25 protein-coding genes are annotated in these 25,436 nt (G+C 67.9%); 12 read left to right on the top strand and 13 right to left on the bottom strand.

Annotation, left to right across the window (positions count from 1 at the left end; translation table 11 throughout):
• Positions 1 to 6 precede the first annotated feature (6 nt).
• From KV110_RS34290 to KV110_RS34280, 3 genes are all read right to left on the bottom strand, one after another.
• On the bottom strand, positions 7 to 1,314 hold the full coding sequence (locus KV110_RS34290; protein WP_218479249.1) for a cytochrome P450: 1,308 nt from the start codon (positions 1,312 to 1,314) through the stop codon (positions 7 to 9).
• 123 nt (positions 1,315 to 1,437) lie between these two features.
• Positions 1,438 to 2,160: a TIGR03089 family protein gene (locus KV110_RS34285; protein WP_218471292.1), complete on the bottom strand. Its 723-nt coding sequence runs from the start codon at positions 2,158 to 2,160 to the stop codon at positions 1,438 to 1,440.
• Positions 2,161 to 2,163: 3 nt separating this feature from the next.
• On the bottom strand, positions 2,164 to 3,639 hold the full coding sequence (locus KV110_RS34280; RefSeq protein WP_281427701.1) for an LCP family protein: 1,476 nt from the start codon (positions 3,637 to 3,639) through the stop codon (positions 2,164 to 2,166).
• Between the two features lie 236 nt (positions 3,640 to 3,875).
• Here KV110_RS34280 and rfbD point away from each other — a divergent pair, with 236 nt between their 5' ends.
• From rfbD to manB, 3 genes are all read left to right on the top strand, one after another.
• The gene (rfbD, locus tag KV110_RS34275; protein ID WP_393538241.1) at positions 3,876 to 4,754 is read left to right on the top strand and encodes a dTDP-4-dehydrorhamnose reductase; all 879 of its coding nucleotides are present in this window, start codon (positions 3,876 to 3,878) and stop codon (positions 4,752 to 4,754) included.
• An 11-nt stretch (positions 4,755 to 4,765) separates the two neighbouring features.
• Positions 4,766 to 5,671 carry a glycosyltransferase family 2 protein gene (locus tag KV110_RS34270; protein ID WP_246634154.1) on the top strand — a complete coding sequence of 302 codons (906 nt, stop codon included), beginning with the start codon at positions 4,766 to 4,768 and terminating at the stop codon, positions 5,669 to 5,671.
• A gap of 162 nt (positions 5,672 to 5,833) precedes the next feature.
• On the top strand, positions 5,834 to 6,913 hold the full coding sequence (gene manB, locus KV110_RS34265; RefSeq protein WP_218471290.1) for a mannose-1-phosphate guanylyltransferase: 1,080 nt from the start codon (positions 5,834 to 5,836) through the stop codon (positions 6,911 to 6,913).
• Positions 6,914 to 7,073: 160 nt separating this feature from the next.
• Here the strand turns inward: manB and KV110_RS34260 are convergent, their stop codons facing one another.
• On the bottom strand, positions 7,074 to 7,772 hold the full coding sequence (locus KV110_RS34260) for a response regulator (RefSeq protein ID WP_218471289.1): 699 nt from the start codon (positions 7,770 to 7,772) through the stop codon (positions 7,074 to 7,076).
• Positions 7,769 to 9,364: a sensor histidine kinase gene (locus KV110_RS34255; RefSeq protein WP_246634153.1), complete on the bottom strand. Its 1,596-nt coding sequence runs from the start codon at positions 9,362 to 9,364 to the stop codon at positions 7,769 to 7,771. Before KV110_RS34255 ends, KV110_RS34260 begins: the two co-directional genes overlap by 4 nt.
• A 124-nt stretch (positions 9,365 to 9,488) precedes the next feature.
• On the opposite strand from KV110_RS34255, the gene KV110_RS34250 reads away from it, so the two are divergent.
• Positions 9,489 to 10,856, top strand: a complete 1,368-nt coding sequence (locus KV110_RS34250) for a cation:dicarboxylate symporter family transporter (RefSeq protein ID WP_218471288.1) — start codon at positions 9,489 to 9,491, stop codon at positions 10,854 to 10,856.
• A 58-nt stretch (positions 10,857 to 10,914) separates the two neighbouring features.
• On the opposite strand, the gene KV110_RS34245 is transcribed toward KV110_RS34250, so the two are convergent.
• Entirely contained in the window at positions 10,915 to 11,340 is a 426-nt protein-coding gene (locus KV110_RS34245; RefSeq protein ID WP_218471287.1) for a DUF4267 domain-containing protein, read from the bottom strand.
• Between the two features lie 102 nt (positions 11,341 to 11,442).
• Here KV110_RS34245 and KV110_RS34240 point away from each other — a divergent pair, with 102 nt between their 5' ends.
• Positions 11,443 to 12,027, top strand: a complete 585-nt coding sequence (locus KV110_RS34240) for a TetR/AcrR family transcriptional regulator (RefSeq protein WP_218471286.1) — start codon at positions 11,443 to 11,445, stop codon at positions 12,025 to 12,027.
• Between the two features lie 159 nt (positions 12,028 to 12,186).
• Positions 12,187 to 13,656: a phytoene desaturase family protein gene (locus KV110_RS34235; protein ID WP_218471285.1), complete on the top strand. Its 1,470-nt coding sequence runs from the start codon at positions 12,187 to 12,189 to the stop codon at positions 13,654 to 13,656.
• A 17-nt stretch (positions 13,657 to 13,673) separates the two neighbouring features.
• Here KV110_RS34235 and KV110_RS34230 read toward each other — a convergent pair whose 3' ends face one another.
• The 7 genes from KV110_RS34230 to KV110_RS34200 form a co-directional block, all read right to left on the bottom strand.
• Positions 13,674 to 14,594, bottom strand: a complete 921-nt coding sequence (locus tag KV110_RS34230) for a cation diffusion facilitator family transporter (protein WP_218471284.1) — start codon at positions 14,592 to 14,594, stop codon at positions 13,674 to 13,676.
• Positions 14,595 to 14,704: 110 nt separating this feature from the next.
• On the bottom strand, positions 14,705 to 15,922 hold the full coding sequence (manA, locus tag KV110_RS34225) for a mannose-6-phosphate isomerase, class I (protein ID WP_218471283.1): 1,218 nt from the start codon (positions 15,920 to 15,922) through the stop codon (positions 14,705 to 14,707).
• Positions 15,922 to 17,127: a tobH protein gene (locus KV110_RS34220; protein ID WP_218471282.1), complete on the bottom strand. Its 1,206-nt coding sequence runs from the start codon at positions 17,125 to 17,127 to the stop codon at positions 15,922 to 15,924. Before KV110_RS34220 ends, manA begins: the two co-directional genes overlap by 1 nt.
• Positions 17,128 to 17,357: 230 nt before the next feature.
• The gene (locus KV110_RS34215; protein ID WP_218471281.1) at positions 17,358 to 18,734 is read right to left on the bottom strand and encodes a phosphomannomutase/phosphoglucomutase; all 1,377 of its coding nucleotides are present in this window, start codon (positions 18,732 to 18,734) and stop codon (positions 17,358 to 17,360) included.
• Positions 18,735 to 18,787: 53 nt separating this feature from the next.
• Entirely contained in the window at positions 18,788 to 19,168 is a 381-nt protein-coding gene (locus KV110_RS34210) for a DUF3499 domain-containing protein (RefSeq protein WP_393538243.1), read from the bottom strand.
• Between the two features lie 200 nt (positions 19,169 to 19,368).
• A complete protein-coding gene (locus KV110_RS34205; protein ID WP_218471279.1) occupies positions 19,369 to 19,848 on the bottom strand; it encodes a metallopeptidase family protein in 480 nt (159 codons plus the stop codon).
• Positions 19,849 to 20,040: 192 nt separating this feature from the next.
• Entirely contained in the window at positions 20,041 to 20,274 is a 234-nt protein-coding gene (locus KV110_RS34200) for a WhiB family transcriptional regulator (protein ID WP_029901515.1), read from the bottom strand.
• Between the two features lie 492 nt (positions 20,275 to 20,766).
• Between KV110_RS34200 and cofD the strand changes: the two genes are divergently transcribed.
• The 6 genes from cofD to KV110_RS34170 all read left to right on the top strand — a co-directional run bounded on the left by cofD (position 20,767) and on the right by KV110_RS34170 (position 25,431).
• Positions 20,767 to 21,765 (top strand): 2-phospho-L-lactate transferase, encoded by a 999-nt coding sequence (cofD, locus tag KV110_RS34195; protein WP_246634152.1) that lies wholly within the window; start codon positions 20,767 to 20,769, stop codon positions 21,763 to 21,765.
• Positions 21,762 to 23,135 carry a coenzyme F420-0:L-glutamate ligase gene (locus KV110_RS34190; RefSeq protein ID WP_218471277.1) on the top strand — a complete coding sequence of 458 codons (1,374 nt, stop codon included), beginning with the start codon at positions 21,762 to 21,764 and terminating at the stop codon, positions 23,133 to 23,135. Before cofD ends, KV110_RS34190 begins: the two co-directional genes overlap by 4 nt.
• Positions 23,132 to 23,650: an NUDIX hydrolase gene (locus KV110_RS34185; protein WP_218471276.1), complete on the top strand. Its 519-nt coding sequence runs from the start codon at positions 23,132 to 23,134 to the stop codon at positions 23,648 to 23,650. The genes KV110_RS34190 and KV110_RS34185 overlap by 4 nt, the downstream gene beginning before the upstream one ends.
• 169 nt (positions 23,651 to 23,819) lie before the next feature.
• On the top strand, positions 23,820 to 25,082 hold the full coding sequence (locus tag KV110_RS34180) for an alkane 1-monooxygenase (protein WP_393537851.1): 1,263 nt from the start codon (positions 23,820 to 23,822) through the stop codon (positions 25,080 to 25,082).
• Positions 25,079 to 25,252, top strand: a complete 174-nt coding sequence (locus tag KV110_RS34175; protein WP_218471274.1) for a rubredoxin — start codon at positions 25,079 to 25,081, stop codon at positions 25,250 to 25,252. The genes KV110_RS34180 and KV110_RS34175 overlap by 4 nt, the downstream gene beginning before the upstream one ends.
• Entirely contained in the window at positions 25,249 to 25,431 is a 183-nt protein-coding gene (locus tag KV110_RS34170) for a rubredoxin (protein WP_218471273.1), read from the top strand. Before KV110_RS34175 ends, KV110_RS34170 begins: the two co-directional genes overlap by 4 nt.
• Positions 25,432 to 25,436: the final 5 nt, after the last annotated feature.

Here is a 25,436-nt window from a genome sequence, read left to right as displayed (position 1 = left end):
GCCCGGTCAGACGGTGGTGGGTTCGGGGGCCGGGGCGCGACGGCCGAGACGAACCGGCAGCTGCTCGTATCCGTGCAGGGTGAACAACTTCCGGCGCCGCGGTTGGCCGTCCAGTTGCAGGTCCGGGAAGCGATCGAACAGGGCCTGCAAGGCATAGACGCCTTCCATTCTGGCCAGGCTGGCGCCGAGGCAGACGTGGATGCCGCTGCTGAACGACAAGTGCTCCTTGGCATTTGCCCGGCCGACGTCGAACCGGTCCGGTTCGGCGAATACCGCGGGATCGCGGTTGGCCCCGGCCAGCGACAGCACGACGGTCTGGCCCGCGCGCAGCTGCACGCCGTCGATTTCCACGTCGCACAACGCGGTCCGCGCCGTCGTCTGCACGGGGGAGTCGATGCGCAGCACCTCTTCGATCGCATTCGGCCAGAGTTCCGGCTCGGCGCGCAACCGCTCCAGCTGTTCCGGGTGCTTGAGCAGTTGCACCACACCATTGCCGATGAGATTGACAGTGGTCTCGAAGCCCGCGCCCATCAGCAGGCTCGCGGTTGCCTTGAGCGCGAACGTATCCAGTTCGCCCGCGGTCACCAGGGTGCTCAGGATGTCGTCGCCCGGAGTGCGGCGCAGCCGCGCGATGTGCTCGTCGAGGTAGTCGTTCATCACCTCCATGGAGATCAGGGCGCGCCGGTGGGCGCGCCAGGAGATGCCGACATCGAGCAGTGGTGTCATCTGGTCGCCCCAGTGCAGGAACAGGTCCTTGTCCGCCTCGGGGAAACCGAGCATTTCGGAGATGATCGCGATCGGCACCTGGGCGGCGAACGCGGTGACCAGATCGGCGGATCCGCCGGACGGCAACCCGTCGAGCAGTTCCGCGGTGACCGTCTCGACGCGGTCGCTCAGCCTGCGGATGGCCCGCGGGGTGAACGCGGAGGCGACCGGCTTGCGCATCTGGGTGTGCTCCGGCGGGTCGATCACCAGCATCGACGGCGGTTCCACCGGATTCGGCGGCAGCGGAAAGTACTTGGCCAGCTTCTGGATCGGACCCGGGATGTCGAAGCTTTCGGTAGTGCGCACGCCGAAGCGGCTGTCGCGCAGGATGGTTCGGCACAACTCGTGGTCGAAGGTGGCCCAGGAGAGCGAGGTGCGAATAAATCTGCCCTCGCCGCGCAGCCGCTCGATGAGCGGATACGGATCGGCGAACCCGGCGGGCCCGCCCATGAGTTCGGCGAACGCGTCACCGCGCCGTGCTTGCATACGCAGCACGAGACGGGGCGCGCCTTGGACGGACAACCAGCGGAACCAATACTGCGGCTTCATCATTCACCAACTCCGTCGTTGTGCGATATGTCCACCGTACGGAACCCGGCCAGATTGTGGAACGTCCTCTAGTCGGACTTCCGCTTATACCGTGGTAGGAGTACCCACTGGCGGTAGGCACGTTCATACCCGCTGGGCAGTGACCCTTTCCGTTTCGATGCGCCGCGCGCGCAGCTCGGGATCGGGGTTGACCACCTGTACCAAGGAGGCACCCGCGGCAAGGACCGCGACGAAGCCGTCGATCAGCTCGGCCGGGGTGTCCCACGGGGTGCTCGACAGCACCCGATCGCCCTCGGAAAAACCCTGCCGCATGGCCGATTTCTTCGCTTCGGCCAGCACCTCCGCGACCGGCATGCCGTCCAGCGCGGCGCCAGCGCCACCCGGCAGGAATTGGTCACCGTGCACCCGTACTGAGGTCGCGAAGTCGGTCACGCCGACCGGGAGGTCGCGCACCGGTGCGCCCATCGGATCCAGGGAGAGGGCCGCGACCTCGGCGACGTCCAGTGTCTCTGGCAACCGGTCGGGCGTCACCAGAGCCAGCTCGGCGTTCTCGTCGGGGCGCAGCACCACCTCGGTGCCCGCCCACCAGCAGCCGAGCAGCACCGCGGCGGTCTGCCAGTGCGCGGGCAGCAGCACCGCGATCCGGGCACCGGGGCTGAGGCCGAACTCGTCGCGGATCAGGTTGGCGGTCTTGGCCGCCCAGTTCGCCAGGGTGAGTCCGGACAGCTCGATCCGGGCGCCGGTGGCGTCGTCGTAGTAGGTGACGCGCGGACTCGCTGGTTCGCGCGCGAGAATCGGATCGAGGACTTTCTCGGTGAGAGTGAGTGCCTTGTCTAAGTCACGCATTGTCTAATTCACGCATTTCGGTCCGTTCTGGCCTGCGTCGATCGGTGGGGCTGGCGGGACTGGTGTCGCGGTGCCGCTCGACGTACCGGAGAAGTCGAACATCCCCCCTGCCGTCGAGCCCGGACCAGAATAGTCGCTCGCCAGCACGACGCTCACCGAATCGGGTGACAGCGTCGTATCCGCGAGTACCGGCAGCCCACCGAGCGCCTTGGCCACGGCCTTGGCCTTGGCGTCGGCGGTGTTCGCGGCCAGCACCCGGCTGCTCGACACACTCGAACCGGTGTAGTTGCCGACCAAGCCCTCGTGGAAACCCTTACCGTTCAACGCCTGTGCGACCTGACCGGCCAGGCCACTGATGCCGCTCGCGTTGTACACGCTGACCGACACGGTGGCCGGATCGACGGCGGGCTCGTCCTGCGCTGGCTCCTTGCCGCCGTCGACCAGCGAGGACACATACGACTTGACCGCCTTCGGGTCGACCCGCACCACCGATTCGCCGCTGCTGGTCATGTAGTTCAGATCGGTGACCGGAATGGTCTCGAACTTCACCTGCCCGCCCGAAAGATCCTGTAGCTGTTGCAGAAAGGCGAGCACGTCCCAGTCCTCGTCGAGCACGACGGTGCGTCCGACCGCATCGCTGAGCTGCTTCATCCGCCCGGGATTGCTGAGCGTCTTCGCACTGAGCACTTGTCCGACCAACTGCGCCATGAACACCTGCTGGCGCACGATGCGATCGAGATCACCGCGCGGCAGATTGTGCCGCTGGCGCACGAAGCTCAAAGCCGATGGGCCGTCGAGGCGTTGGCGGCCCGCCGGGAAGTCGGCGCCGGACATCCACTCGTCGACCGGGTTGTTCAGACACACCTCGACCCCGCCGACCGCGTCGGTGAGCAGCACGAAACCGAGCAGGCTCACCTCGGCGTAGTGATCGACGCTGATGCCGGTCAGGTTGCCGACCGACTTGATCAGCGCTTGGCGTCCGGCCTGGGTGGACTGCTTGTCCGCGTCGGCCTCGGAGACGCCCTGATTGATCAGCTTCAGGCGTTGGGTCTCCTTGGTGGCGCCGTACGCCGAGTTGATCTTGCCCTTGCCCAGGTCGGGAATGTCGACGTAGGAGTCGCGGGGGATGGAGATGGCCGTCGCGGACCGCCCGTCGTTCGGCACCCGGACCAGCACGATGGTGTCGGTATTGGTGCCGACCTCGTCGCCCGCGTGCAGCAGCGCGCGTTCCCGATCGGACAGCGGATTGCCGTGCGCGTCGGTGCGGCTGTCGACGCCGACGAGCAAGATGTCGACGGCGCCGTCGCGGCCACCGCCGAGACCGAGCCCGCCGATGCGTTCGATATTGGAAATCAGGCTGTCGACGCTGTGCCAGGCGAAGCCGGTGATGACGAGCACCACTGCGGCAAGGACCGCGGCGGAGACGCGCAGCGGACCTCCTGCGGGCAACAGCGATTCAGCGCCGCGCGGCCGGGTCACCGGACACCCCCTCGACCGTGGCTACTCTGCGTCCTTTCGACAACTCGATATCCTTTCGACAAGCTCGGGGCCACATTCGACAGCACGGCCTGACCGACCACCCCACCTTTCCTTAGCCCCCGCACCCTTTCGGCAAACCCTGGCTCGCGGCGGGTACCTGCCGAGGGCAACTGACTGAAGGCTAACGAATGGCGTCGCGGCCACCCTCAATCCGCAGGTGCGACGGCGTGCCAGACTTGACTCCCGTGACAGCTTCCACAGCGTCGGACGCCCCCCGATCCGGGCGCCTCGTCGTGACCGGGGCGGGCGGGCAGCTCGGCCGAGAACTGATCCGGCTCGCCCCCGGCGCCCGTGCCCTCGGACACCGCGACCTCGATATCACCGACAAGGCCGCGGTCGCCGCCGTCCTCGAACCGGGTGATGTGGTGATCAACTGTGCCGCCTACACCGCGGTCGACCGCGCCGAGTCCGAACCCGAGGCGGCCTTCGCCGGTAACGAAACCGGGCCCGCCGTCCTGGCCGCCGCCTGCGCAGAGGTCGGTGCGCGATTGATTCACCTGTCCACCGACTATGTGTTCGCGGGCACCAGCGACCGCCCGTACGACACCACCGACCCGACCGCCCCGGTCAGCGTCTACGGGCAATCCAAACTGGCGGGGGAGCAGGCGGTGCTGAAGCTCGCCCCGCAGGCGCACGTGGTGCGCACCGCTTGGGTATATGCCGGGCGCGGAAGCGATTTCGTCGCCACCATGCTGCGCCTGGAACGGGAACGCGACACCGTCGACGTGGTCGACGACCAACTCGGGTCACCCACCTACGCCGCCGACCTCGCCGCCGCCCTACTGGAACTGGCGGACCGCCCGGATGCCCCGCGCCTGCTGCACGCCACCAATGCCGACCAAGGCACCTGGTTCGACCTCGCACGGGCGGTGTTCGATGGCGTCGGCGCCGATCCACAGCGCGTCCGGCCGTGTGACTCTTCCGCGTTTCCGAGACCCGCACAGCGCCCGGCGTATTCGGTGTTGTCCCACCGTGCCTGGGACGACGCCGGGCTGACGCCGCTGCGCCCGTGGCGGGTGGCGCTGGGGGACGCGCTGTCGCGGTTGTCCGACTAGGCTGTGCGGCCGTGAGAGATTCCGATTCCGCCTCTCAAGGGCTGGCCGTCGTCACGGTGACCTATTCACCGGGCGAGCACCTCGAGCACTTCATCACCACGCTGGCCGACGCCACCCCCGAGAAACCACAGGTGATTCTCGCCGACAACGGGTCGACCGACGGGGTGCCTGAGCTGATCGCCGAGGCCAACTCGCACGTGCGGCTGCTGCGTACCGGCGGCAACATCGGCTACGGCGGGGCGATCAACCGGGCCGTCGCCGAGATCGATCCGGACATCGAGTTCGTGCTGATCGCCAACCCGGACATCCGCTGGGGCACCGATTCCATCGACCAGCTGCTCGCCGCCGCGAAGCGCTGGCCAAGGGCGGGTGCGCTCGGCCCGCTGGTGCTGGAACCGGACGGCAGCGTCTACCCCTCGGCTCGTAGCGTGCCGGGACTGCTCGACGGCGCGGGCCACGCGATTCTCGGCACGGTGTGGAAGGCGAACCCGTGGACCCGGCGCTACCGCCAGGAAAACGAGGAGATCGCCGAGCGGACCGTCGGCTGGCTGTCCGGCTCCTGCCTGCTGGTGCGGCGCGCGGCCTTCGACTCGATCGACGGCTTCGACTCGCGCTACTTCATGTACATGGAGGACGTCGACTTCGGCGACCGGATGGGCAAGGCGGGCTGGCACAACGTGTTCGTCCCGTCCGCCGAGGTCACCCACGCCAAGGGGCACGCCGCGGGACGGCACCCCGAGGTGATGCTGCCCGCGCACCACGCCAGCGCGTACCGCTTCCAGGCCGACCGGCATCCGCACTGGTGGCAGCTGCCGTTGCGGCTCGCATTGCGGGCCGGACTTGCGGTGCGCTCCCGGATTGCGGTTCGATCTGCGCTGCGTCAACAGGCGCAGGAATCGGGTCGACAAGCGCGGTAAGCCAGCCGGCGGCTCAGGATGCGGGTCGATAACGGCGGGCGAACAAGCATGCGGCGTAAGGGACAATCGATTCACGACCGGTTCGTTTCGGCGTGGGTGAGCCATGGCCGGGTACCGATCCGTGCGAGCAATAACCGATCCACTGTGAACAGGGGACCTTGAATGGCAGGAAATGCAGGCACCGACGCCGTGATCCTGGTGGGCGGACAAGGGACGCGGCTACGTCCGCTGACGCTATCGGCCCCCAAGCCGATGCTGCCGACGGCCGGGCTGCCGTTCCTGACGCATCTGCTCGCCCGCATCGCCGATGCCGGGATCACCCACGTCGTGCTGGGCACCTCCTTCAAGGCGGAGGTTTTCGAGGAGCACTTCGGCGACGGGTCCGACCTCGGCCTCGAGCTCGAGTACGTCACCGAAACCGAGCCGCTCGGCACCGGCGGCGGCATCCGCAACGTGCTGCCCAAGCTGCGCGCCGACACCGTGATGGTGTTCAACGGTGACGTGCTCGGCGGCACCGAACTCGGCGCGGTACTCGACACCCACGAGTCGACGAATGCCGACGTCACGCTGCACCTGGTGCGGGTGAGCGACCCGCGCGCCTTCGGCTGCGTGCCCACCGACGAGAACGGCCGGGTCACCGCGTTCCTGGAGAAGACCCAGGATCCGCCGACCGACCAGATCAACGCGGGTTGCTACGTCTTCCGTCGCGAATACATCGAGAAGATCCCGGCCGGGCGGCCGGTCTCGGTGGAACGCGAGGTGTTCCCCCAGTTGCTGGCCGAGGGCGCCCGCGTCCAAGGCCACGTCGACACCTCGTACTGGCGAGACATGGGCACCCCCGAGGACTTCGTCCGTGGTTCCGCGGACCTGGTCCGCGGAATCGCCCCCTCACCCGCACTGCCAGGCCAGCGCGGTGAATCCCTGGTCCACCCCGGTGCGGGTGTCGCGCCCGGCGCGCTCCTCATCGGCGGCACGGTCGTCGGGCGCGGGGCCGAGGTCGGCGCGGGCGCCCGCCTGGACGGCGCGGTGATCTTCGACGGCGCCATCATCGAAGCCGGCGCCACCGTCGAACGCTCGATCATCGGCTTCGGTGCCCGTATCGGCCCCCGCGCCCTCGTGCGCGACGGCGTCATCGGTGACGGCGCCCAGGTCGGCGCCCGCTGCGAACTACTACGGGGCGCCCGAGTCTGGCCCGGCGTCGAAATCCCCGACGGCGGCATCCGCTTCTCCACCGACGTCTGAGTGCGGATACCCCGACGAGTTACCCAAGTTGCCAACTGATTTCGTCAGCACATGGGTAGCTCGCCGGGGACCGGCCAGCTCCTCCGGAGCGGCACCGCCGGTCACCAACGCCACCCCGCACGCGCCTGAGTCCGGTTGAATACGCGGAGAGGCGGGACAGTCAAGCTCTGGTTTTCCAGACGTAGCGGGTCTTCGGCCTGCCCGCGCGGCCGTAATCCGAACGGCGGGTGACCAATCCGTCGTCGGCCAGCTTTTCCAGGTAGCGCCACGCGGTGATGCGCGAGACGCCGATGGTGCTCGCGGTGTCGGCGGCGGTGATGCCCTCCGGTGCGGCGCGGACGGTGCGGGAGATTTCGTCGAGGGTTTGCGGCGCAACACCTTTGGGGGTGGTGGCGCGCTGGTCGGGGGTGCGAAGGGCGCTGAGGGCCCGGTCGATGTCGTGCTGGGAGACCGCGGTTTCGCCCGCCGGGAGGGCGCTGCGGAATTCGCGGTAGCGGTCGAGCTTGTCGCGAAAAGCGGCGAAGGTGAACGGCTTCAACAGATACAGCACCACGCCGTGCGAGACGGCGGTGCGCACCATGGCGAGGTCGCGCGCCGAGGTGATGGCGATGACGTCGGGCCGGGGCGCGAGGCCGGTCAGCGCCGCCGCGACGTCGAGACCGCTCGCGTCGGGCAACCCGATGTCCATGAGCACCAGGTCGATCGGGGTGCCCTCGGCCGCGGCTTCGGCGGCCGCCCGCATCGCGTCGCGACCGGTGTGTGTCACCCCGACCGGGGTGAAGCCCTCGATGCGGTCGACATAGGCGCGGTGTGCCTCGGCGATGAGTGGTTCGTCCTCGACGATCAGCACTCGGATCACTGTGCATCCTTTCGCGGAATCGTCACGGTTACCGCGCTTTCCGGATCTAGTTCGGTACGAATGGTGCCGCCGTGCCGGGCCACCAGCCGGTGGACCAGCGCGAGGCCGAGCCCGTGATGGTCGGCCTTGGTCGAATAGCCGCGCTGCGACGCCCGCGCGAACGTCTCCTCGGACATTCCGGGCCCGCTGTCCGCGACGCGAACATACAACGTCGAATGTTGTTCTGCCGAAACATTTTCGGCGTGTTCGGTCGGCTCGTCGCGGTGTTGCACGGTGACCTCGACCCAGCCCGACGGGCTGTCGGCGGCGGCGTCGATGGCGTTGTCGATCAGATTGCCGACCAGCGTGACCGTCTCCTGCGCCGACAGCGGCTCGATCGAGTCGAGCGCGGTGTCGTCAGTGATGGTCAACTCGATGCTGCGCTCGGCGGCCTGGTTCACCTTGCCGAGCAGCAGCGCGGCCAGCGCGGGCGACCCGACGGCTGCCAGCAGGCGATCGATAAGTGCTTGGGACAGTTCGAGTTCCGAGGTGGCGAACTCGACCGCCTCCCGGTACCGGCCCAGTTCCACCATGGTGACCACGGTGTGCAGCCGGTTGGCCGATTCGTGTGCCTGCGCGTGCAGCGATTCGGCGAAACTGCGCACCGAGTCGAGTTCGCCCATCACCGCCCGCAATTCGGTGTGGTCGCGGATCGTCATGACGGTGCCGATCGGCCGTCCTTCCCAGGTGACGATGTCCTGGTTGACGAGCAGGATCCGGTCGCCGGTCACGTGCATCTCGTCCCGCACCACGCCCCAGCTCATCTGCTGCATGGAGACCGGTAGGTCGCTGCGGTGCACCTCGCCGTCGGGCAGCTCGAGCAGCCTGCGTGCTTCATCGTTGACCACCTCGGCGAGTTCGCCGGTGATGCCGAAAACCACGAGTCCCTCGTGAATCGAATGCAGTACGGCGTCGTGCTGCTCGTACATGGCCCGCAGTTCGTCGGGTGCGAGGCCGTGCGTCTGTCTGCGCAGCCGACGGCTCAGCAGGAACGATCCGCTGCCCGCGACCACCAAGCCCGCCGTGGCGACGCCGAGGATCAACGGCAGCTGCGCCGCGACCTGGTCGCCGATCTTGGCGCGGGTCACCCCGGCGGATACCAGCGCGACCACGCGTCCGCCGTCGTAGACCGGTGTCACCGCCCGAATGGACGGGCCGAGGGTGCCGGTGAAGGTCTCGGTGAAGGTTTCCCCGGCCAGCGCACGGTCGATGTTGCCGCTGAACGGCTTGCCGATCATGGCCGGGTTGGTGTGCGTGTAGCGGGTGCGATCCGGCGCCATGACGACGATGAAGTCCATGCCGGTCGCGTGGCGGGTGCGCTCGGTCACCGGTTGCAGCACGGCCGTCGGGTCGGTGCTGTAGACGGCGGCCAGGGTGGACGGTGCCTCAGCGACACTCACCGCGACATCTCTCACTTCGCGGGTGGTGGTCACGTCGCTGTGCCGTCGTGCGTCGATCACCGCGAGGACCGCGCCGACGGACACGATCAGGATCAGCACGATCAGCTGGAGTGCGAAGGCCTGACCGGCCAGGGATAGCCGACCGCGTCTCACTAGCTGCTTTCCTCCGCTGAACGTAATGCACCAAACCGTGACCGGCGTCACCCGGACCGCCATCATTCTGCCTGGGGGTCGTGAGGCACCTCACGCCGGCACCACCTCGGAGGACATCACTCGCATGAGCGAAGCAACACCTGAAGCCACACCCAAGAAGCGGGACCGCACCCATTGGCTGTATCTGGCCGTCATCGTCGCGGTCATCGCGGGCATTCTCGTCGGTTGGCTCGCGCCCGAGGCAGGGCAGTCCGTTGCGCCGCTCGGCACCATCTTCGTCAACCTGATCAAGATGATGATCGCGCCGGTTATCTTCTGCACCATCGTGCTCGGTATCGGTTCGATTCGGACGGCCGCCACCGTCGGCAGGGTCGGCGGACTGGCCATCGGATACTTCCTGGTCATGTCGACCTTCGCGCTCGCGATCGGGCTCGTCGTCGGCAACCTGCTCGCGCCGGGTACCGGGTTGAACGTCGGTAGTTCCGCCAAGGCCGGACACGACCTCGCGAATACCGCCGAAAAAGCAGGCGACACCTGGAAATTCATCACCGACATCGTGCCGAAGACGCTGTTCTCCTCGCTGACCGAGGGCAGCGTGTTGCAGGCGCTGTTCGTCGCGGTACTGGTCGGTTTCGCCTTGCAGGCCATGGGCACGCCCGGCGAGCCGATCCTGCGCGCCGTGGCGTTGCTGCAGAAGCTCGTGTTCCGGGTGCTGGTGATGATTCTGTGGCTGGCGCCGATCGGCGCGTTCGGCGCGATCGCGAATGTGGTCGGCAAGACCGGGCTGGACGCCGTCGTAAAGCTTGGCACGTTGATGATCGCGTTCTACCTGACCTGCTTGGTGTTCGTGTTCGGCGTGCTCGGGGTGGTGCTGTGGTCGGTATCGCGGGTATCGGTCCTGAAACTGGTCCGCTACCTGGCTCGCGAGTACCTGCTGATCGTCGCGACGTCGTCCTCCGAGTCCGCGCTGCCTCGGCTTATCGCGAAGATGGAGCACATGGGCGTCGAGCGGACGACCGTGGGTGTCGTTGTGCCGACCGGGTATTCATTCAATCTGGATGGCACTGCAATTTACCTGACAATGGCGTCGTTGTTCATCGCGGAGGCGATGGGCAAGCCGCTCAATATCGGCGAGCAGATCGGCTTGCTGCTGTTCATGATCGTGGCGTCCAAGGGCGCGGCCGGTGTCACCGGCGCGGGCCTGGCCACCTTGGCCGGCGGGCTACAGAGCCACCGCCCCGAACTGCTCGACGGCGTCGGCTTGATCGTCGGCATCGACCGCTTCATGTCCGAGGCCCGCGCGCTCACCAACTTCTCCGGCAACGCCGTCGCCACGGTCCTCATCGGCACCTGGACCAAGACCATCGACAACGACCGGGTCAAGGAAGTCCTCAACCGCAAACTGCCGTTCGACGAACAGACCATGGTCGATAACGACCACGGCGCGCAGCCGCAGCATGAGCCCGACACCAAGGACCTGGTTCCGGCCTAGTTGCTCTGTGAAACACGAAGGGCCCGCAGGATCTGCGGGCCCTTCGCGCTGTCCGGGGTCAGGCGTTCGCGACGACCCGTCGCGGGTTCGACCGGTTCGTCAGCTGCTGCTCGCGGAGCAGCAGCCCGCCGGTGAAGAAGACCAGTGCGGCGGTGAGGCCGTGGATGCCGAAGGCCGCGGCGGACGAGCCGTTCCAGCTGAGCACGGTCAGCATGTCGCCGACCGGGACCAGCGCGATGACCAGGGTGGTGATGCCGAGGGCGTAGCGCTGCTTCGCGGCGAGTAGAGCCAGGATGAGCAGCCCGGACATGGTGTCGCGGACGCCCTTCAGGTGCAGGAACGCGGTCGCGTCGCCGTCCGGCCAGGCGGGCAGGCCGAAACCGGGGGCGATGGTTTCCGGGCTGACCAGGTAGCTGATGCCGATGTAGAGGATGAAGGCCGCGCCGACCAGGGACAGGGCGGTGGCGATGCGCGAGACGGTCATGGTGCTGCTCCTCGATAGTGCGCTGACTCCTAGCATTGCTAGGTTCGAAGGCGACATTAACTGAGCCTCGGTAGATTGTCTAGCGCTGCTAGTATTTGGCCCATGGGCATCCAGACGCGCAAGGAACGGGAACGAGCCGAACGACAGCAACGAATCATCGACACCGCCCGCGAACTGGCGGAGGCACAGGGCTGGGAAGCGGTCACCGTGCGCCGGTTGGCCGAGCGCATCGAATACAGCCAGCCGGTGCTCTACAGCCACTTCGCGGGCAAGTCGGCCATCGTGGCGGCGGTCGCGGAACAGGGCTTCGCCGACCTCGGCGCCGCCCTTCGTCAGGGCCACGTCGACGCGACGAGCCCGGCCGATGCGTTGGCTCGCGTCACCCACGCGTACCTCGACTTCGCGGCGGCCAATCCGGCCCGCTACGACGCCATGTTCATGATGAACACCGACCTCGTCTTCGGTCTGGCCGCGCCCAAGCCGCTGCGCGACGCCTTTGCCGAACTGGAGGCCCTCTTCCGCCCGTTCGTCGACGAGGCCGACCTCGGCGCCCGCACGGAGGTCGCCTGGGCCGCGATCCACGGCCTCGCCACCCTCGACCGGGGCGGACGCCTGCGGCCGGAGTTGCGCGAGCAGCGGCTCGCCATCCTCGTCGACGAATGGCTGGCCGCCGTCGGCGCGCGGTGAACCCGGCGGGGTGACCGCGATCGAATCCTGTTCCATCCGGACCGAATTGCCCTCGACGCGGCGGTGACAGTCGACACTCGCCCGCATCCGGCGGTTCGGGCGAGCGTATCCGCGTTCCTGAGCCGAGGACTGCCCGTCGCGGGCCGGTAGCGTGGAGGTATGCCTGATGTTGTGGTCGTCGGCTCCGGACCGAATGGTCTGGCCGCCGCGGTAGTTTTGGCGAAGGCCGGACTCTCGGTAGAGGTGTACGAGGCCGAGGACACCGCGGGCGGCGGGTCGCGGACGGCCGAGCTGACCTTGCCCGGATATCGGCACGATGTGTGCGCCGGTGCGCACCCGATGGCGTTGGCGTCCCCGTTCTTCGAGGCGTTCGGCCTGGCGGCGCACGGCGTCGACCTGCTCGTCCCGGAGGCGTCCTACGGTCACCCGCTCGACGGCGGGGTCGCCGGGGTGGCCTGGCGCGATCTGGAGCGCACCGTCGAAGGCCTCGGACGCGACGGCGCCGCGTGGCGCTCGCTGTTCGGCCCGCTGGTGCGGCGCTGGCCCGCGGTGGTTGCGGCGGCGATGTCGGACTTGCGCAAGCCACCCGACGACCTGCTGACCTTCGTGCGGTTCGGGCTGCGCGTTCTCGAGCAGGGATCACCGTTGTGGAACACCAGGTTTCACGGTGACATCGCGCCCGCACTGTTGACCGGTATCGCCGCGCACGCGATCACCCCACCGCGTGCCATACCCGCCGCCGGAGCGGCGATGATGCTCGGCACCTTGGCGCACGCCGGTGGCTGGGTGCTGCCAAGGGGCGGCAGCCAGGCGATACCCGACGCGCTCATCGCCGAACTGGAACGCCTCGGCGGCCGAGTACACACCGGTCACCGCGTCGATTCGCTGGACGAGTTCGCCGACGCGCACGCGGTCGTGCTCGACCTCGCGCCGTCCGGACTCCTGCGCATCGCGGGCGACCGGCTGCCGAACCGATACGCCAAGCAGCTGAGACGGTTCCGCCACCGCGGCGGTGCCTGCAAGGTCGACTTCGCGCTGTCCGGACCGGTGCCGTGGCAGGCCGAAGGGCTCGATCGCGCGGGAACCGTGCATGTGATCGGCACCCGCGCCGAGGCGATGACGGCCGAACGTGCCGTCGCCGCAGGGCAACACGCCGAGCGACCGTACGTGCTGTCCATCCAGCCCGGCGTCGTCGACGCCAGCCGTGCGCCGGCGGGCGGCCACACCTTCTACACCTACGCCCACGTGCCGAACGGCTCGACCCTCGACGTCAGCGAGCACGTGATCGCCCAGGTCGAGCGGTTCGCACCCGGTTTCCGCGACCTGATCCTGGCCAAGCACGTTTACACTGCGGCCGAAATGCCTGCGCACAACGCCAATTACGTCGGCGGCGACATCTCCGCGGGCGTCATGAACTTGCGCCAGTTCGTCTTTCGCCCCGTTGCGCGCTGGAATCCCTACGCCACACCCGTTCCCGGCGTCTACCTGTGCTCGTCGTCGACCCCGCCCGGCCCGGGTGTTCACGGCATGTCCGGGGTGCACGCCGCCGGCCACGTCCTGCGCCAGCGCTTCGGCATCACCACCGACCCGCTGGACATCGTCCGCGCCGCTCGCTCCGGAGCCGCCTGAACCGGGTCGACGCTGGGTCAGACGGGCTCGGTGCGGTAGAGGTCCGGCTCCAGGTAGATCACCCGCGCGGCGGGAACCGCCGCGCGCACTTTGGCTTCCGCGTCGTTGATCGCGGCCGCGATCTCGGCGATGTCGAGCCCGGCGGCGACCGACACCTTCGCGGCGACCAGCATTTCCTCCGGGCCGAGGTACTGCGTCTTGAGGTGGATCACCCGATCGATGCCGGTGCCGTCGACCAGATTGGCGCGGATGTCGCGATCCTCACCCGGTGTGGCGCCCTCACCGATGAGCAGGCTCTGCATCTCGATGATCAGGATGACGGCGATGACGCCGAGCAGCAGGCCGATCGAAAGCGTGCCGATGCCGTCCCAGATCGCTTCGCCGGTGATCATCGTCAGGCTGACGCCCGCGAACGCGAGGATCAGACCGACCAGGGCGCCGGTGTCCTCCAGCAGCACCACCGGCAGCTCCGGGCTGCGCGAGGTGCGGATGAACCGCCACCAGCTGGCATTGCCCTTGAGCGGCCGGGATTCCCGGATCGCGGTCATGAAGCTGTAGGTCTCCAGCCCGATGGCGATCAGCAGGATGACGATCGCGACGATCGGCGAGGTCAGGTCCTCGGGGTGCTGGATCTTGTGGATGCCCTCGTAGATCGCGTAGATCGAGCCGATGGTGAACAGCACCAGCGCCACGATGAACGAGTAGAAGTAGCGATTGCGCCCGTACCCGAACGGGTGCAGCTCGTCGGCCTCCTTCTCGGCGCGCCGCTGACCCAGCAGCAGCAGACCCTGATTGGAGGTGTCGGCCACCGAGTGCACCGCCTCGGCGAGCATCGACGCCGAACCGGTGATCGCAGCACCGACGAACTTGGCCACGGCGATCCCCGCGTTCGCCGTCAACGCGGCGAGAATCGCCTTCTTGCCACCACCAGCCGACATGCCCTGGACGTCCTCTCTCCGAATTGCCCGATCCTGGCTAACTTAGCGTGTCCCGGCGTCCGGATACCGGATGCCTGACCGATCAACACCGTGTGATACGGCGGGCAGTATCACACCTTGCCGACGCAGGCGCAGAAGAGCTGGGCGTTGCCGTCCAGTGCGCGGGCGCGAATGTCGGTGTCGGCGGCGGAGATCCATGCGGCCGCGCCGCGTTCGATGGTCAGTTCGGTCGCGCCGTCCAGCAGTCGCACCGAACCCGCCGTGCACAGCACGATGCCGGGGCCCGCGGCGGTGAGCGGGACCTGGGCCGAGCCCGCGGTGAGGTCGAAGCGGCGTAGCTCGAATTCCGGGGCGGGGGTGCGGTAGCGGACCGAGCCGTCGCCCGCCGGTTCGGGCAGCACGACCGGCAGATTGATCGGCTCGAAGTCGAGCACTCGCAACAACTCCGGCACGTCGACGTGCTTGGGGGTGAGGCCGCCGCGCAGCACATTGTCGGAGTTGGCCATGATCTCCACGCCGAGCCCGCGCAGGTAGGCGTGCAGGTTACCGGCGGCGAGGAACAGGCCCTGGCCCGGTTCCAGCGTGAGCCGGTTGAGCAGCAGCGCCGCGAGCACGCCCGCGTCACCGGGGTACGCCTCGGCGAGTTCGAGCGCGGTGCGCGCCTCAGGGGTGAACTCGCGCTTGCCTTTTCCGGACAGGTATCGCACGCAGCCGTCCAGCATGGCGGGCAGCAGGGTGGCGAGCACCTGCTGCGGCAAGGTGATCCAGGTGGTGAACAGGGTGCGCAGGCCGTCCGAGTCCGGTTGAGCGGCAAGCAGGTTCGTGTAGGGCTCGAACCCGTCGACGTCCAGCGCCCTGAGCAATTCGACGGTGCGATGCGGGTCGCGGAAACCGGCAAGCGCCTCGAACCGGCCCAGCGCCACCACCAGTTCCGGCTTGTGATTGTCGTCGCGGTAGTTGCGCATCGGTGAGTCCAGCGGCACCCTGGTGCGGTTCTCGCGTTCGAAACCCGCGCGTGCCTGCGCCGTACTGGGGTGGGCCTGCAGCGAGAGCGGTTCCTCGGCGGCCAGGATCTTCAACAGGAACGGCAGCTTGCCGCCGAATTCCGGGGCGGCGGGGCCTAATTCGCGTTCCGGATCCTCCGCGACGAAATCGAGCAGCGACCTGGTGCGGTTGTCGATCCGGATGTGCGCGGGATCGGCGGGGTGCGCGCCGAACCACAGTTCGGCCTCGGGATGAGCCGACGGTACCGGCCGACCGCACAGCTGAGCGAGCGCGGTGCGCGAGCCCCAGGCATACGAACGCAGCGCACCAACGAGTTCGTGCACTAGTAGCTTCCCCCGAACTGCCCTTGGCTTTCGGTCGCGGTACCGCGGGTGCCGATCAGCCGTAGATAGGCGGCGGCCATTTCCAGCCGTAGCGCCAGCACAGCGAGCTGTTCGAGTTCGCCGCCCGGCCCTGGTTCGGATTCGCCCTCGGGGCGCGGCGGAGCAGGGACGGACGGGTCGGTGAGGCCGGTGTGCAGCAGATCGAGTTCGGCGTTCACCAGGTCGGCGTCGACGAGGCTGGACCCGGTGCCGCCGAACACGGCGATCCGGCGCCTGGCGACGGACTGGTCGGGGTCGGCGCTGAGCACGAAGACACGGATGCGCTCCACCTGGACCGGACCGTCGAGTTCTTCGTCATGGAACAGCGGATCGAAGCCGGGCGCGGATTCGCCTGCGGCCTCGACCATTCGAGCCTTGGCGGCGACCGCCTCGGCCAGGTCCACCGCGGTGGCCACCCGGCCCGCCGACTGCAGCAGCACCTCGGCGCCGTGCTCGGCCAGCTCGGCCGCGGCGGGGGAGTCGCCGGCCAGCACGATGGCGCGCTGGTGCATGCGCGAGGCCAGGGTTTTGGCCGGGTTGCGGAAGACCTCGTTGCTCGGCCCGGCGCGCAACGCCTCGGCGTCGAGCACATCGGCCAGCTCGGTGAGGTCGGGTACAAACGTTGCGCTGCGAGCCGGATCCACCGCCCGCAGGACCGCGATTCCGGCGGCCAGGAAACGCAGCAGCCGGTTGTGATCGAGCACCTGCACCCGTGGCGCGAGCACGGCCGCGCGCCCGGCCACGACGGCACGCATGGGTCCTTCGATGGGCGCGGCGACGACGACCTCGGCACCGCGGCGCAGTGCCCGGTCGACGGCATCGGTCAGGCGCGGGTCACCGGCATCGTCACCGGCGACGAGGACGACATCGAGCGGACCGACCCAGGGCGGCAGCGCGGCGACGGACACGACGGGCAGGCCCGCGCGGTCGCCGAGCGCGGCGACCAGCAGGCTCGCGGCCCGCGCGGCCCGGCCCGAACCGGAGACGAGGACCACGCTGCGCGGCCGCAGCCCGGCCAGCCGCGCGAGCGCGTCCTCACCGATAGCTGCCGCGGTGGCCCGGACCTGAGCGCCGCCGGACGCGGCCGAGCGCAGGGCGCCGCCGGTATCGGCCGCCTCCAGCGAAGCGGCATCGTCGAGGTCGAGCACCGGTGTTCCAGCGATCATCGGGCGTCCCACCTCCCCTCATCGCGCTGAGTCGTTTCCGCCCTTGCTCCCGCCCGGGTCAGCTGCGCCGCCGGGCCCGAGTCGGGCGAATCCAAGGCCTGTGATTCCACTATTCCAGTCAGGAGCGGACGATGCTCAGAATCTGAGCATCGGGCTGAGCCGTCTACTTCCCAGCTCTCCGCCGAATCCTGGGCAGGTGATTCCATTCCGCCGTAATTCCACTATTCCAGTCAGGAGCGGACGATGCTCAGAATCTGAGTTACGAGTGCGTCTACTTCCTCCGGCGATCTGGCCTCGACGTTGAGCCTGAGCAACGGTTCGGTATTCGACGCGCGCAGATTGAACCAGGCGTCGTCGGCGAGCTGCACGGTCACGCCGTCAAGCCTATCGACCGAGATCGTCCGGTCCCCGAATGCCTCCAGCACAGCCATCGTCCGCTCCTGCGCGTCCGCCACCGTGGAGTTGATTTCGCCGGAGGCCGCGTACGTTTCGTAGGCCGCCATCAGCTCCGAGACCGGCCGGTCCTTCTCGCCGAGGGCGGCGAGCACGTGCAGCGCCGCGAGCATGCCGGAGTCGGCGCCCCAGAAGTCGCGGAAGTAGTAGTGCGCGGAGTGTTCGCCGCCGAACACCGCGCCGGTCGAGGCCATCTGCTGCTTGATGAAGGAGTGGCCGACCCGGGTGCGCACCGGGGTGCCGCCCAGCTCGGTGACCAGCTCGGGCACCGCCTTCGAGGTGATCAGGTTGTGGATGATGACCCCACCCGGCTCCTTGGCCAGCTCACGCTCGGCGACCAGCGCCGTGATGGCGGATGGCGACACCGGGTCACCCTTCTCGTCCACCACGAAGCAACGGTCGGCGTCGCCGTCGAAGGCGAGGCCGATGTCGGCGCCCGACTTGACCACCAGGTCTTGCAGATCCACCAGGTTCTTGGGATCGAGCGGGTTGGCCTCGTGGTTGGGAAAGGAGCCGTCCAGTTCGAAGTACAGCGGGACGATGGTCACCCGCGGCAGCGCACCGAAGACCGCGGGCACGGTGTGTCCGCCCATGCCGTTGCCCGCGTCCACCGCGATGGTGAGCGGGCGGACCTCGCCGAGATCGACCAGGTCGCGCAGGAACGCCGCGTAGTCGGCGAGCAGATCGATCCTGGTCTCGGTGCCGCGTGGCCCGTCGTAGCCGGGAACCCCTTCGGCGACTTCGCTCTTGATGGTGGCCAGACCCGTGTCCTGGCCCACCGGAATGGCTTTGGCGCGGCACATCTTGATGCCGTTGTAGCGGGCCGGATTGTGGCTCGCGGTGAACATGGCGCCGGGGCAGTTCAGGCTGCCGGAGGCGAAGTACAGCTGGTCGGTCGAGGCGAGACCGATGTGCACCACGTCGAGGCCCTGGGCGAGCACGCCCTCGGCGAAGGCCTCCGACAGTCCGGGGGACGATTCCCGCATGTCGTGTCCGATGACGGCCCGCTCGGCGCCTTCGGCGCGCATCAGCCTGGCGAACGAAGCGCCGATGTCGGTGATGAATTCGGCGTCGAGTTGTTCACCGACCACACCGCGAACGTCGTAAGCCTTGATCACCGCGTTTACGAATTCGGCAGAGCGGGCGACTGTCATGCCCCATACCCTAATGGTTGGGCGGCAAAGGGTTGAGCCGGTCCTGGGTTTGTTCAGGACGGGGGATCGGGGAGGACCCGTAGATGGCCACGGCGGCCGGTGCGGGTGGTGCGCTGGGGCGGCGGTGTGTAGTCGCGGTAGCCGCGCTGGTCCTGTTCCGGCGGGCGGCGGCGTAGGCCTGCCTCGCGGACCGCTTCGGCGAGCGCGGTCAGATCGTCGTCATCCGGTGTGCTGGACGAGAAGCCGCCTTCGTGGCGAACCATCTCCCAGCCCTTCGGGGCGGTGATCCGGGAGCCGTGCGTTTCGCAGAGATCCCAGGAGTGCGGTTCGGCGACGGTCGCGAGCGGCCCGACGACGGCGGTGGAATCCGAGTACACATAGGTGAGCGTCGCGACGGCCGGATTCTTGCAACCTGGACGGCAGCAACGACGCATGGGGATCACGCCGATGAGAGTAACCCCCCTGGCGTCCCGATGTGGATAGACACGCTCATGAATCGGGCAAATACTCGCGCCACCGGGGCGGGTGCCGCGTACGGGTGAAAGCCGCCGGGGCGCGTTGCCCGGCGCTGCTGATCAGTTATCGCCGCTCGCAACAACATTCGTTACCGGTGCGGGCTCGGCTTGGTGCGTTCTTACTCCGGTTCCGGGTCGATGATGTCCGGGTCGACGCCGAGGTAGGTGGCGATCTGCTGGACCAGCACCTCGCGCAGCAAGTCGACCAGGTCGTCGGGGTCGCTGGCGCGCAGCTCCAGGGGTTTGCGGAACAGCACCACCCTGGCGCGGGTGGCCGCACCGTGCCGGTCGACGCCCGCCGGGATGAGCCGGGACAGCGGCACCGGGCCGTCGGCGACGACCTCGTCCGGCCAGGTGACCGAATCAGGATGCAGCGGACGGATTTTCGGCACATCGTCGACCGCGATGTCGAGTTTGGTGAGCCGGTCGTGCCAGCGGGTGTCCAGCGGTGCGAACGCCTCCAGCACCAGCCGGTCGAACTTCTGCCCCCGGGTGCGCCAGGCGGGCACGGTGGGCGGCAACATCGGCCCACGTACCCCGCGACCACGGCGGATCACCGACCGTGCGGTCGGTGGACGACGATTCCGGGAACGTGCCATGAGTTAAAACCTAGTCAGCCCGTCGCGCGCACGCGCACGCAGTGGTGTCCCGCCGGTCGGCTGGCCGGTCTTCGGTCTACTGATGGGAGCTCGGGCGTACCCCCGGAGTTACTCGCTGATTCGCGAGATCTGTTGTCGCCGTGGCGACTTCTCGCGCTTGCGAATAGCTCGGGGGCCAACCCAAGTCTGCGGTTAACCTATTCCGCGCTTCAGGCGGCGGCGCTCCCGCTCGGAGAGGCCACCCCAGATGCCGAAACGCTCATCGTGGGCGAGTGCGTATTCCAGGCACTCGTCGCGTACTTCGCAGCCCATGCAGATCCGTTTCGCTTCGCGAGTCGAGCCGCCCTTCTCTGGGAAGAACGCCTCCGGATCGGTCTGCGCGCACAGGGCACGCTCCTGCCATTGCTCTTCGATGGATTCGAACATCTCGTCGAAGCCCGTGACGACCAGGCTGAGCCGGGGCGTCGAGACTTCGTCACCACCCCCCTCGCGATCCTTCCAGCCATTGTCTGCGCAGACGCCACGTGCTGCGCCTGCTGTGGAATCGGTCGGCGAGACCATCTCGTTGGCCATCGCTCCGCCTCCTCACTGTGTGTTAGCGCAGAATGATTCGTTCCGTCGGACCAACACGCCTACCGACGGCCATACCCCGCGACGTTGTCCCGCGGACGTCCCCGAGCTCATCATCTCGATGCGAACATCTGTTCGAAAAGCTGTTCGCGCCTTGCACTCTCGCGCGAACCCGAAATGACATGACTGTGATTAGACACGCCGGACGTGTCGATGGTCAAGCCGCCGTCGCTATTCCGTTACTATCCGCGAACGTCTTCCAAGATGATCTTGTCCAACTGTAGGGCAAATGACCAGCAAATATGCGCCGAACATCCGCCGGTCCGGCAGCGCATAGGCTGTGCGGATGTGACTCCTCTTCAAGCGGATACCGAAGCAGGCAACGGGCCACGGATTGCCGTCCTGGTCGGGGGTGTCGGCGGCGCGCGTTTCCTCCAAGGTGTCCGGGAACTGCTGCCCGAGGCCGATGTCACCGCGATCGTGAACGTCGGCGACGACGTCTGGATGCACGGCCTTCGGATCTGTCCCGACCTCGATACCTGCATGTATACCCTCGGCGATGGCATCGATACCGACCGAGGCTGGGGCCGGGTCGGCGAAACCTGGCACGCAAAGGAGGAGCTGGCGAAATATCACGCGCAGCCGGACTGGTTCGGTCTCGGCGACCGCGATATCGCCACACATCTGGTTCGCAGCGAGATGTTGCGCGCCGGGTATCCGCTCTCCGCGGTCACCGAGGCGCTCTGCAACAGGTGGCAGCCGGGCGTGAAACTGCTCCCGGCAACCGACGATCGGTGTGAAACGCATGTGGTTGTGACCGACCCCGACAACCCTGGCGAACGTCGCGCGATCCATTTCCAGGAGTGGTGGGTTCGCTATCGCGCGAACATCGAGACCCATGGATTCGCCACAATTGGGGCTGAGGACGCCAAACCGGCCCCAAATGTGATCGAGATCATAGAGTCGGCTGATGTGGTCTTGCTCGCTCCGTCGAACCCCGTGGTGAGCATCGGCGCCATCCTGGCGGTGCCAGGCATCCGCGGCGCGCTGCGCACCACAGCGGCCAAAGTGATCGGCGTGTCGGGCGTGATCGATGGACGACCATTGCGCGGCATGGCCGACGAATGCCTGTCGGTGATCGGCGTCGAGACCACCGCCGAGGCGATCGGCCGCCACTACGGCGCCCGCTCGGCCACCGGCATCCTGGACGGCTGGCTGATCCACACCACCGACACCGCCGACGTACCCGGTGTCGAAGTACGCAGCGTTCCGCTGCTGATGACCGATCCGCCGACCACCGCCGAGATGGTGCGGGAGGCGCTTGACCTTGCGGGAGTGAAGCCGTGAATGAGCCGACCGAGCCAGCGACGGACGCGGCCGGGATAGACCACGCGGCCGGTGAACTGCGCATCCTGCCGATCACCGGGCTGCCCGAGTTCCGCCCCGGTGACGACCTCGCCGAACACATCGCCGCGGGCGCGCCCTGGCTGGCCGACGGCGACGTGCTCGTGGTGACCAGCAAGATCGTCGCCAAGGTCGAGGGACGCATCGTCGACGCGCCGCTGGACCCGGTGCAACGCGATGCCGTACGCCGCGCCCTGGTCGAGCAGGAGGCCGTGCGGGTGCTCGCGCGCAAGGGCCGCACCCTGATCACCGAGAACAAGCTCGGCATCGTCCAAGCGGCCTCCGGGATCGACGGCTCCAATGTCGAACAGGGCGAATTGGTGTTGCTGCCGGCCGATCCCGACGCCAGTGCGAAGGCGTTGCGTTCGGCGCTCGCGGAACGGCTCGGTGTGCGGGTCGCCGTGGTCATCACCGACACCATGGGCCGCGCCTGGCGCAACGGCCAGACCGACGCCGCGATCGGCGCCGCGGGCCTGCGGGTGCTGCACGACTACGCGGGCGCTGTCGACGGGCAGGGCAACGAACTGCATGTCACCCAGGTGGCGATCGCGGACGAACTGGCCGCCGCCGCGGATCTGGTGAAGGGCAAGCTCGGTGGCGTGCCGGTCGCGGTGGTACGCGGGCTGCCGATCGTCGACGACGGGTCCGCCGCCGCGGATCTGCTGCGCGGCGGCACCGACGACCTGTTCTGGCTCGGCACCGCCGAGGCGATCGATCGGGGACGCCGCGAGGCGGTACTGCTGCGCCGTTCGATCCGGCAGTTCGCCGACGCGCCGGTAGATCCCGAACGGGTCCGCGCCGCGGTCGCCGTGGCCCTGACCGCGCCAGCGCCGCACCACACCCGCCCGGTTCGGTTCGTGTGGTTGCGCGAGCCGGGTCTGCGGGCTCGGCTGCTGGCCGCGATGGCCGAGAAGTGGCGCACCGATCTCACCGCGGACGGGCTGCCGCCGGACCGGGTGGAGCGCCGAATCGCCCGTGGCCGAATCCTTTTCGACGCACCCGAGGTGATCATGCCGTTCTGCGTGCCGGACGGCGCGCACGACTATCCGGACGAGCGCAGGCGCACCCATGAGCGCACCATGTTCACCGTCGCGGTCGGCGCGGCGGTCCAGGGTCTGCTCGTCGCGCTGGCCACCGAGGGCCTCGGCAGCTGCTGGATCGGCTCCACCATCTTCGCGCCGGAGATCACCCGCGGCGTCCTGGGGCTTGAGGATGACTGGAATCCCTTGGGCGCCATCGCCATCGGTCACCCGCCGGAGGAACTCACGCCGCGCTCGGTGCCCGGCCCCGGACCGGGGTTGGTCGAACTGTGAGCGCGGATTCCTTGCATGCATCGGCCACCGAACTGCTCGAAAAATGGTCGCCGACCGAGGGTTCCGACCAATCGCTGCGGCAGGCGATGCTCGCGTTTCTCGGCTCGGCCCCACGCGGTTGTCTGCGCGAGCACGTGCCCGGTCACATCACCGCGTCGGCGGTGGTCTTCTCGCACGACGAACGCGAGGTCCTGCTGACCCTGCATCCGCGGGTCGGCAGCTGGATTCAGCTCGGCGGCCACTGCGAGGAGGGTGACGACACGGTGGCGGGTGCCGCGCTGCGCGAGGCCACCGAGGAGTCGGGCATCCCCGGGCTGCGGCTCGAGCCGGAACTGTATGGCGCCCAAGCGCATCCGATTACGTGTTCGCTCGGCGTGCCGACCAGGCACCTCGATCTGCTGTTCCGGATCACCGCACCGGCCGGTGCCGTCCCGGTGCGCAGCGCGGAGTCCACCGACCTGCGCTGGTGGCCGGTCGACGCGTTGCCCGCCAACGTGGACGTGCTGCTGCGGTAACGCCCCTCGACGACAGACACCCCGGCCGGCTCTCGCCGCGACCGGGGTGTTTGCGTTTCACGAACCCACGTAACTTTACAAATCGGCTGATTTGTCTAGACAAACGACAAATTGATCTCTATCGTCCATTTCAGGGGTAATGCACGTCACATGACGTGCCGCTTTTGGATTGGAGACAACGATGTCGACGACAGCCGACACGTCTGCGCAGCCGGTGACGACCCCGGCCTGGCGCGATCGCAAGCGCTATCTGTGGCTGTGGGGCCTGTTCGCCCCCACCGGCCTCTTCACCATCGGAATCCCGGTGATCTTGGCGCTCAACGAGCTCGGCTGGCACCGACTGGCGCAGGTGCCGTTCTGGCTCGGCCCGATCCTGGTGTACGTGCTGATCCCGTTGGCGGACATCTTCTTCGGGCCCGACGGTGACAATCCGCCGGACGAGGCGATGGAGTACCTGGAGCACGACAAGTACTACCGCTACCTCACCTATCTGTATCTGCCGTTCCAGTACGCGACGCTGATCATGGCCTGCTACCTGATCACCGCGGACCAGGTGAGCTGGCTCGGCTTCGACGGCGGCCTGCAGCTGGTGGACAAGATCGGCCTGGCCATCACGGTCGGCATGATCGGCGGCATCGGCATCAATACCGCCCACGAACTAGGACACAAGAAGGTGCACCTGGAGCGCTGGCTGTCGCGGATCGCGCTGGCCCAGTCGTGCTATGGCCACTTCTACATCGAGCACAACCGCGGTCATCACGTGCGGGTCGCGACGCCGGAGGATCCGGCGAGTTCCCGTGTCGGCGAGTCCTTCTGGGCATTTTGGCCGCGCACCGTGTGGGGCAGCCTGACCTCGTCGTTGCGGTTGGAGAAGGACCGCCTGGCGCGTCTCGGCAAGAAGCCGTTGAGCCTGAAGAACGAGGTGCTCAGCGCCTGGCTGATGTCGGCGGCGCTGTACGGCGTGCTGCTCGCGGTGTTCGGTATCGGCCTGCTGCCGTATCTCGTGCTGCAGGCGGTGGTCGGCTTCAGCCTGCTGGAGGCGGTCAACTACCTGGAGCACTACGGGCTTGTCCGGCAACGCACTTCGTCCGGCCGCTACGAGCGGCCCGCGCCGGTGCACAGCTGGAACAGTGACCACATCGTTACCAATATCTTTCTGTACCACCTGCAGCGGCACAGCGACCACCACGCCTATCCGACCCGGCGCTATCAGACGCTGCGCAGTTGGGATGGTGCGCCGAACCTGCCGAGCGGCTACGCCAGCATGATCCTGCTCGCCTACTTCCCGCCGCTGTGGCGCCGGGTGATGGACAAGCGGGTGCTCGCCCACTACGGCGGCGACATCACCCGCGCGAACATTCAGCCCGGTAAACGGGACGCCGTGCTCGCCCGCTACCGCGGCGGTGCGGCGAGCGGCGAGGTGCGGGCATGAACTCATTTCGCTGCCCCGTCTGTGAATACGTTTATGACGAGGCGAAAGGCGCGCCGCACGAGGGCTTCCCGCCGGGAACCCGCTGGGAAATAGTCCCCGACGACTGGTGCTGTCCGGACTGCGGTGTCCGGGAAAAGATCGACTTCGAACCGATGGGAGCCGTCAAATGAGTGAATACAAGCTGTTCCAATGCATTCAATGCGGTTTCGAATACGACGAAGCCAAGGGCTGGCCGGACGACGGGATCGCCCCGGGCACCCGCTGGGACGATATCCCCGACGACTGGACCTGCCCGGACTGCGGCGCGGCGAAGGCGGACTTCTACATGGTCGAAATCGAACGGTCATGACACTT

It is taken from the genome of Nocardia iowensis (assembly GCF_019222765.1).
Lineage (GTDB): Bacteria > Actinomycetota > Actinomycetes > Mycobacteriales > Mycobacteriaceae > Nocardia > Nocardia iowensis.
The sequence above is the reverse complement of the archived record's forward strand: the minus strand, read 5'-3'. Positions and strand labels throughout refer to the sequence as shown.

What these genes read in the sequence shown, in the direction of transcription:
- KV110_RS34290 (WP_218479249.1), bottom strand. Translation starts at nt 1,314, where the DNA reads ATGAAGCCGCAGTATTGGTTCCGCTGGTTGTCCGTCCAAGGCGCGCCC.
- KV110_RS34285 (WP_218471292.1), bottom strand. Translation starts at nt 2,160, where the DNA reads ATGCGTGACTTAGACAAGGCACTCACTCTCACCGAGAAAGTCCTCGAT.
- manB (WP_218471290.1), top strand. Translation starts at nt 5,834, where the DNA reads ATGGCAGGAAATGCAGGCACCGACGCCGTGATCCTGGTGGGCGGACAA.
- KV110_RS34250 (WP_218471288.1), top strand. Translation starts at nt 9,489, where the DNA reads ATGAGCGAAGCAACACCTGAAGCCACACCCAAGAAGCGGGACCGCACC.
- KV110_RS34245 (WP_218471287.1), bottom strand. Translation starts at nt 11,340, where the DNA reads ATGACCGTCTCGCGCATCGCCACCGCCCTGTCCCTGGTCGGCGCGGCC.
- KV110_RS34240 (WP_218471286.1), top strand. Translation starts at nt 11,443, where the DNA reads ATGGGCATCCAGACGCGCAAGGAACGGGAACGAGCCGAACGACAGCAA.
- KV110_RS34235 (WP_218471285.1), top strand. Translation starts at nt 12,187, where the DNA reads ATGCCTGATGTTGTGGTCGTCGGCTCCGGACCGAATGGTCTGGCCGCC.
- KV110_RS34230 (WP_218471284.1), bottom strand. Translation starts at nt 14,594, where the DNA reads ATGTCGGCTGGTGGTGGCAAGAAGGCGATTCTCGCCGCGTTGACGGCG.
- KV110_RS34220 (WP_218471282.1), bottom strand. Translation starts at nt 17,127, where the DNA reads ATGATCGCTGGAACACCGGTGCTCGACCTCGACGATGCCGCTTCGCTG.
- KV110_RS34215 (WP_218471281.1), bottom strand. Translation starts at nt 18,734, where the DNA reads ATGACAGTCGCCCGCTCTGCCGAATTCGTAAACGCGGTGATCAAGGCT.
- KV110_RS34210 (WP_393538243.1), bottom strand. Translation starts at nt 19,168, where the DNA reads ATGCGTCGTTGCTGCCGTCCAGGTTGCAAGAATCCGGCCGTCGCGACG.
- KV110_RS34205 (WP_218471279.1), bottom strand. Translation starts at nt 19,848, where the DNA reads ATGGCACGTTCCCGGAATCGTCGTCCACCGACCGCACGGTCGGTGATC.
- KV110_RS34200 (WP_029901515.1), bottom strand. Translation starts at nt 20,274, where the DNA reads ATGTTCGAATCCATCGAAGAGCAATGGCAGGAGCGTGCCCTGTGCGCG.
- KV110_RS34175 (WP_218471274.1), top strand. Translation starts at nt 25,079, where the DNA reads ATGAACTCATTTCGCTGCCCCGTCTGTGAATACGTTTATGACGAGGCG.
- KV110_RS34170 (WP_218471273.1), top strand. Translation starts at nt 25,249, where the DNA reads ATGAGTGAATACAAGCTGTTCCAATGCATTCAATGCGGTTTCGAATAC.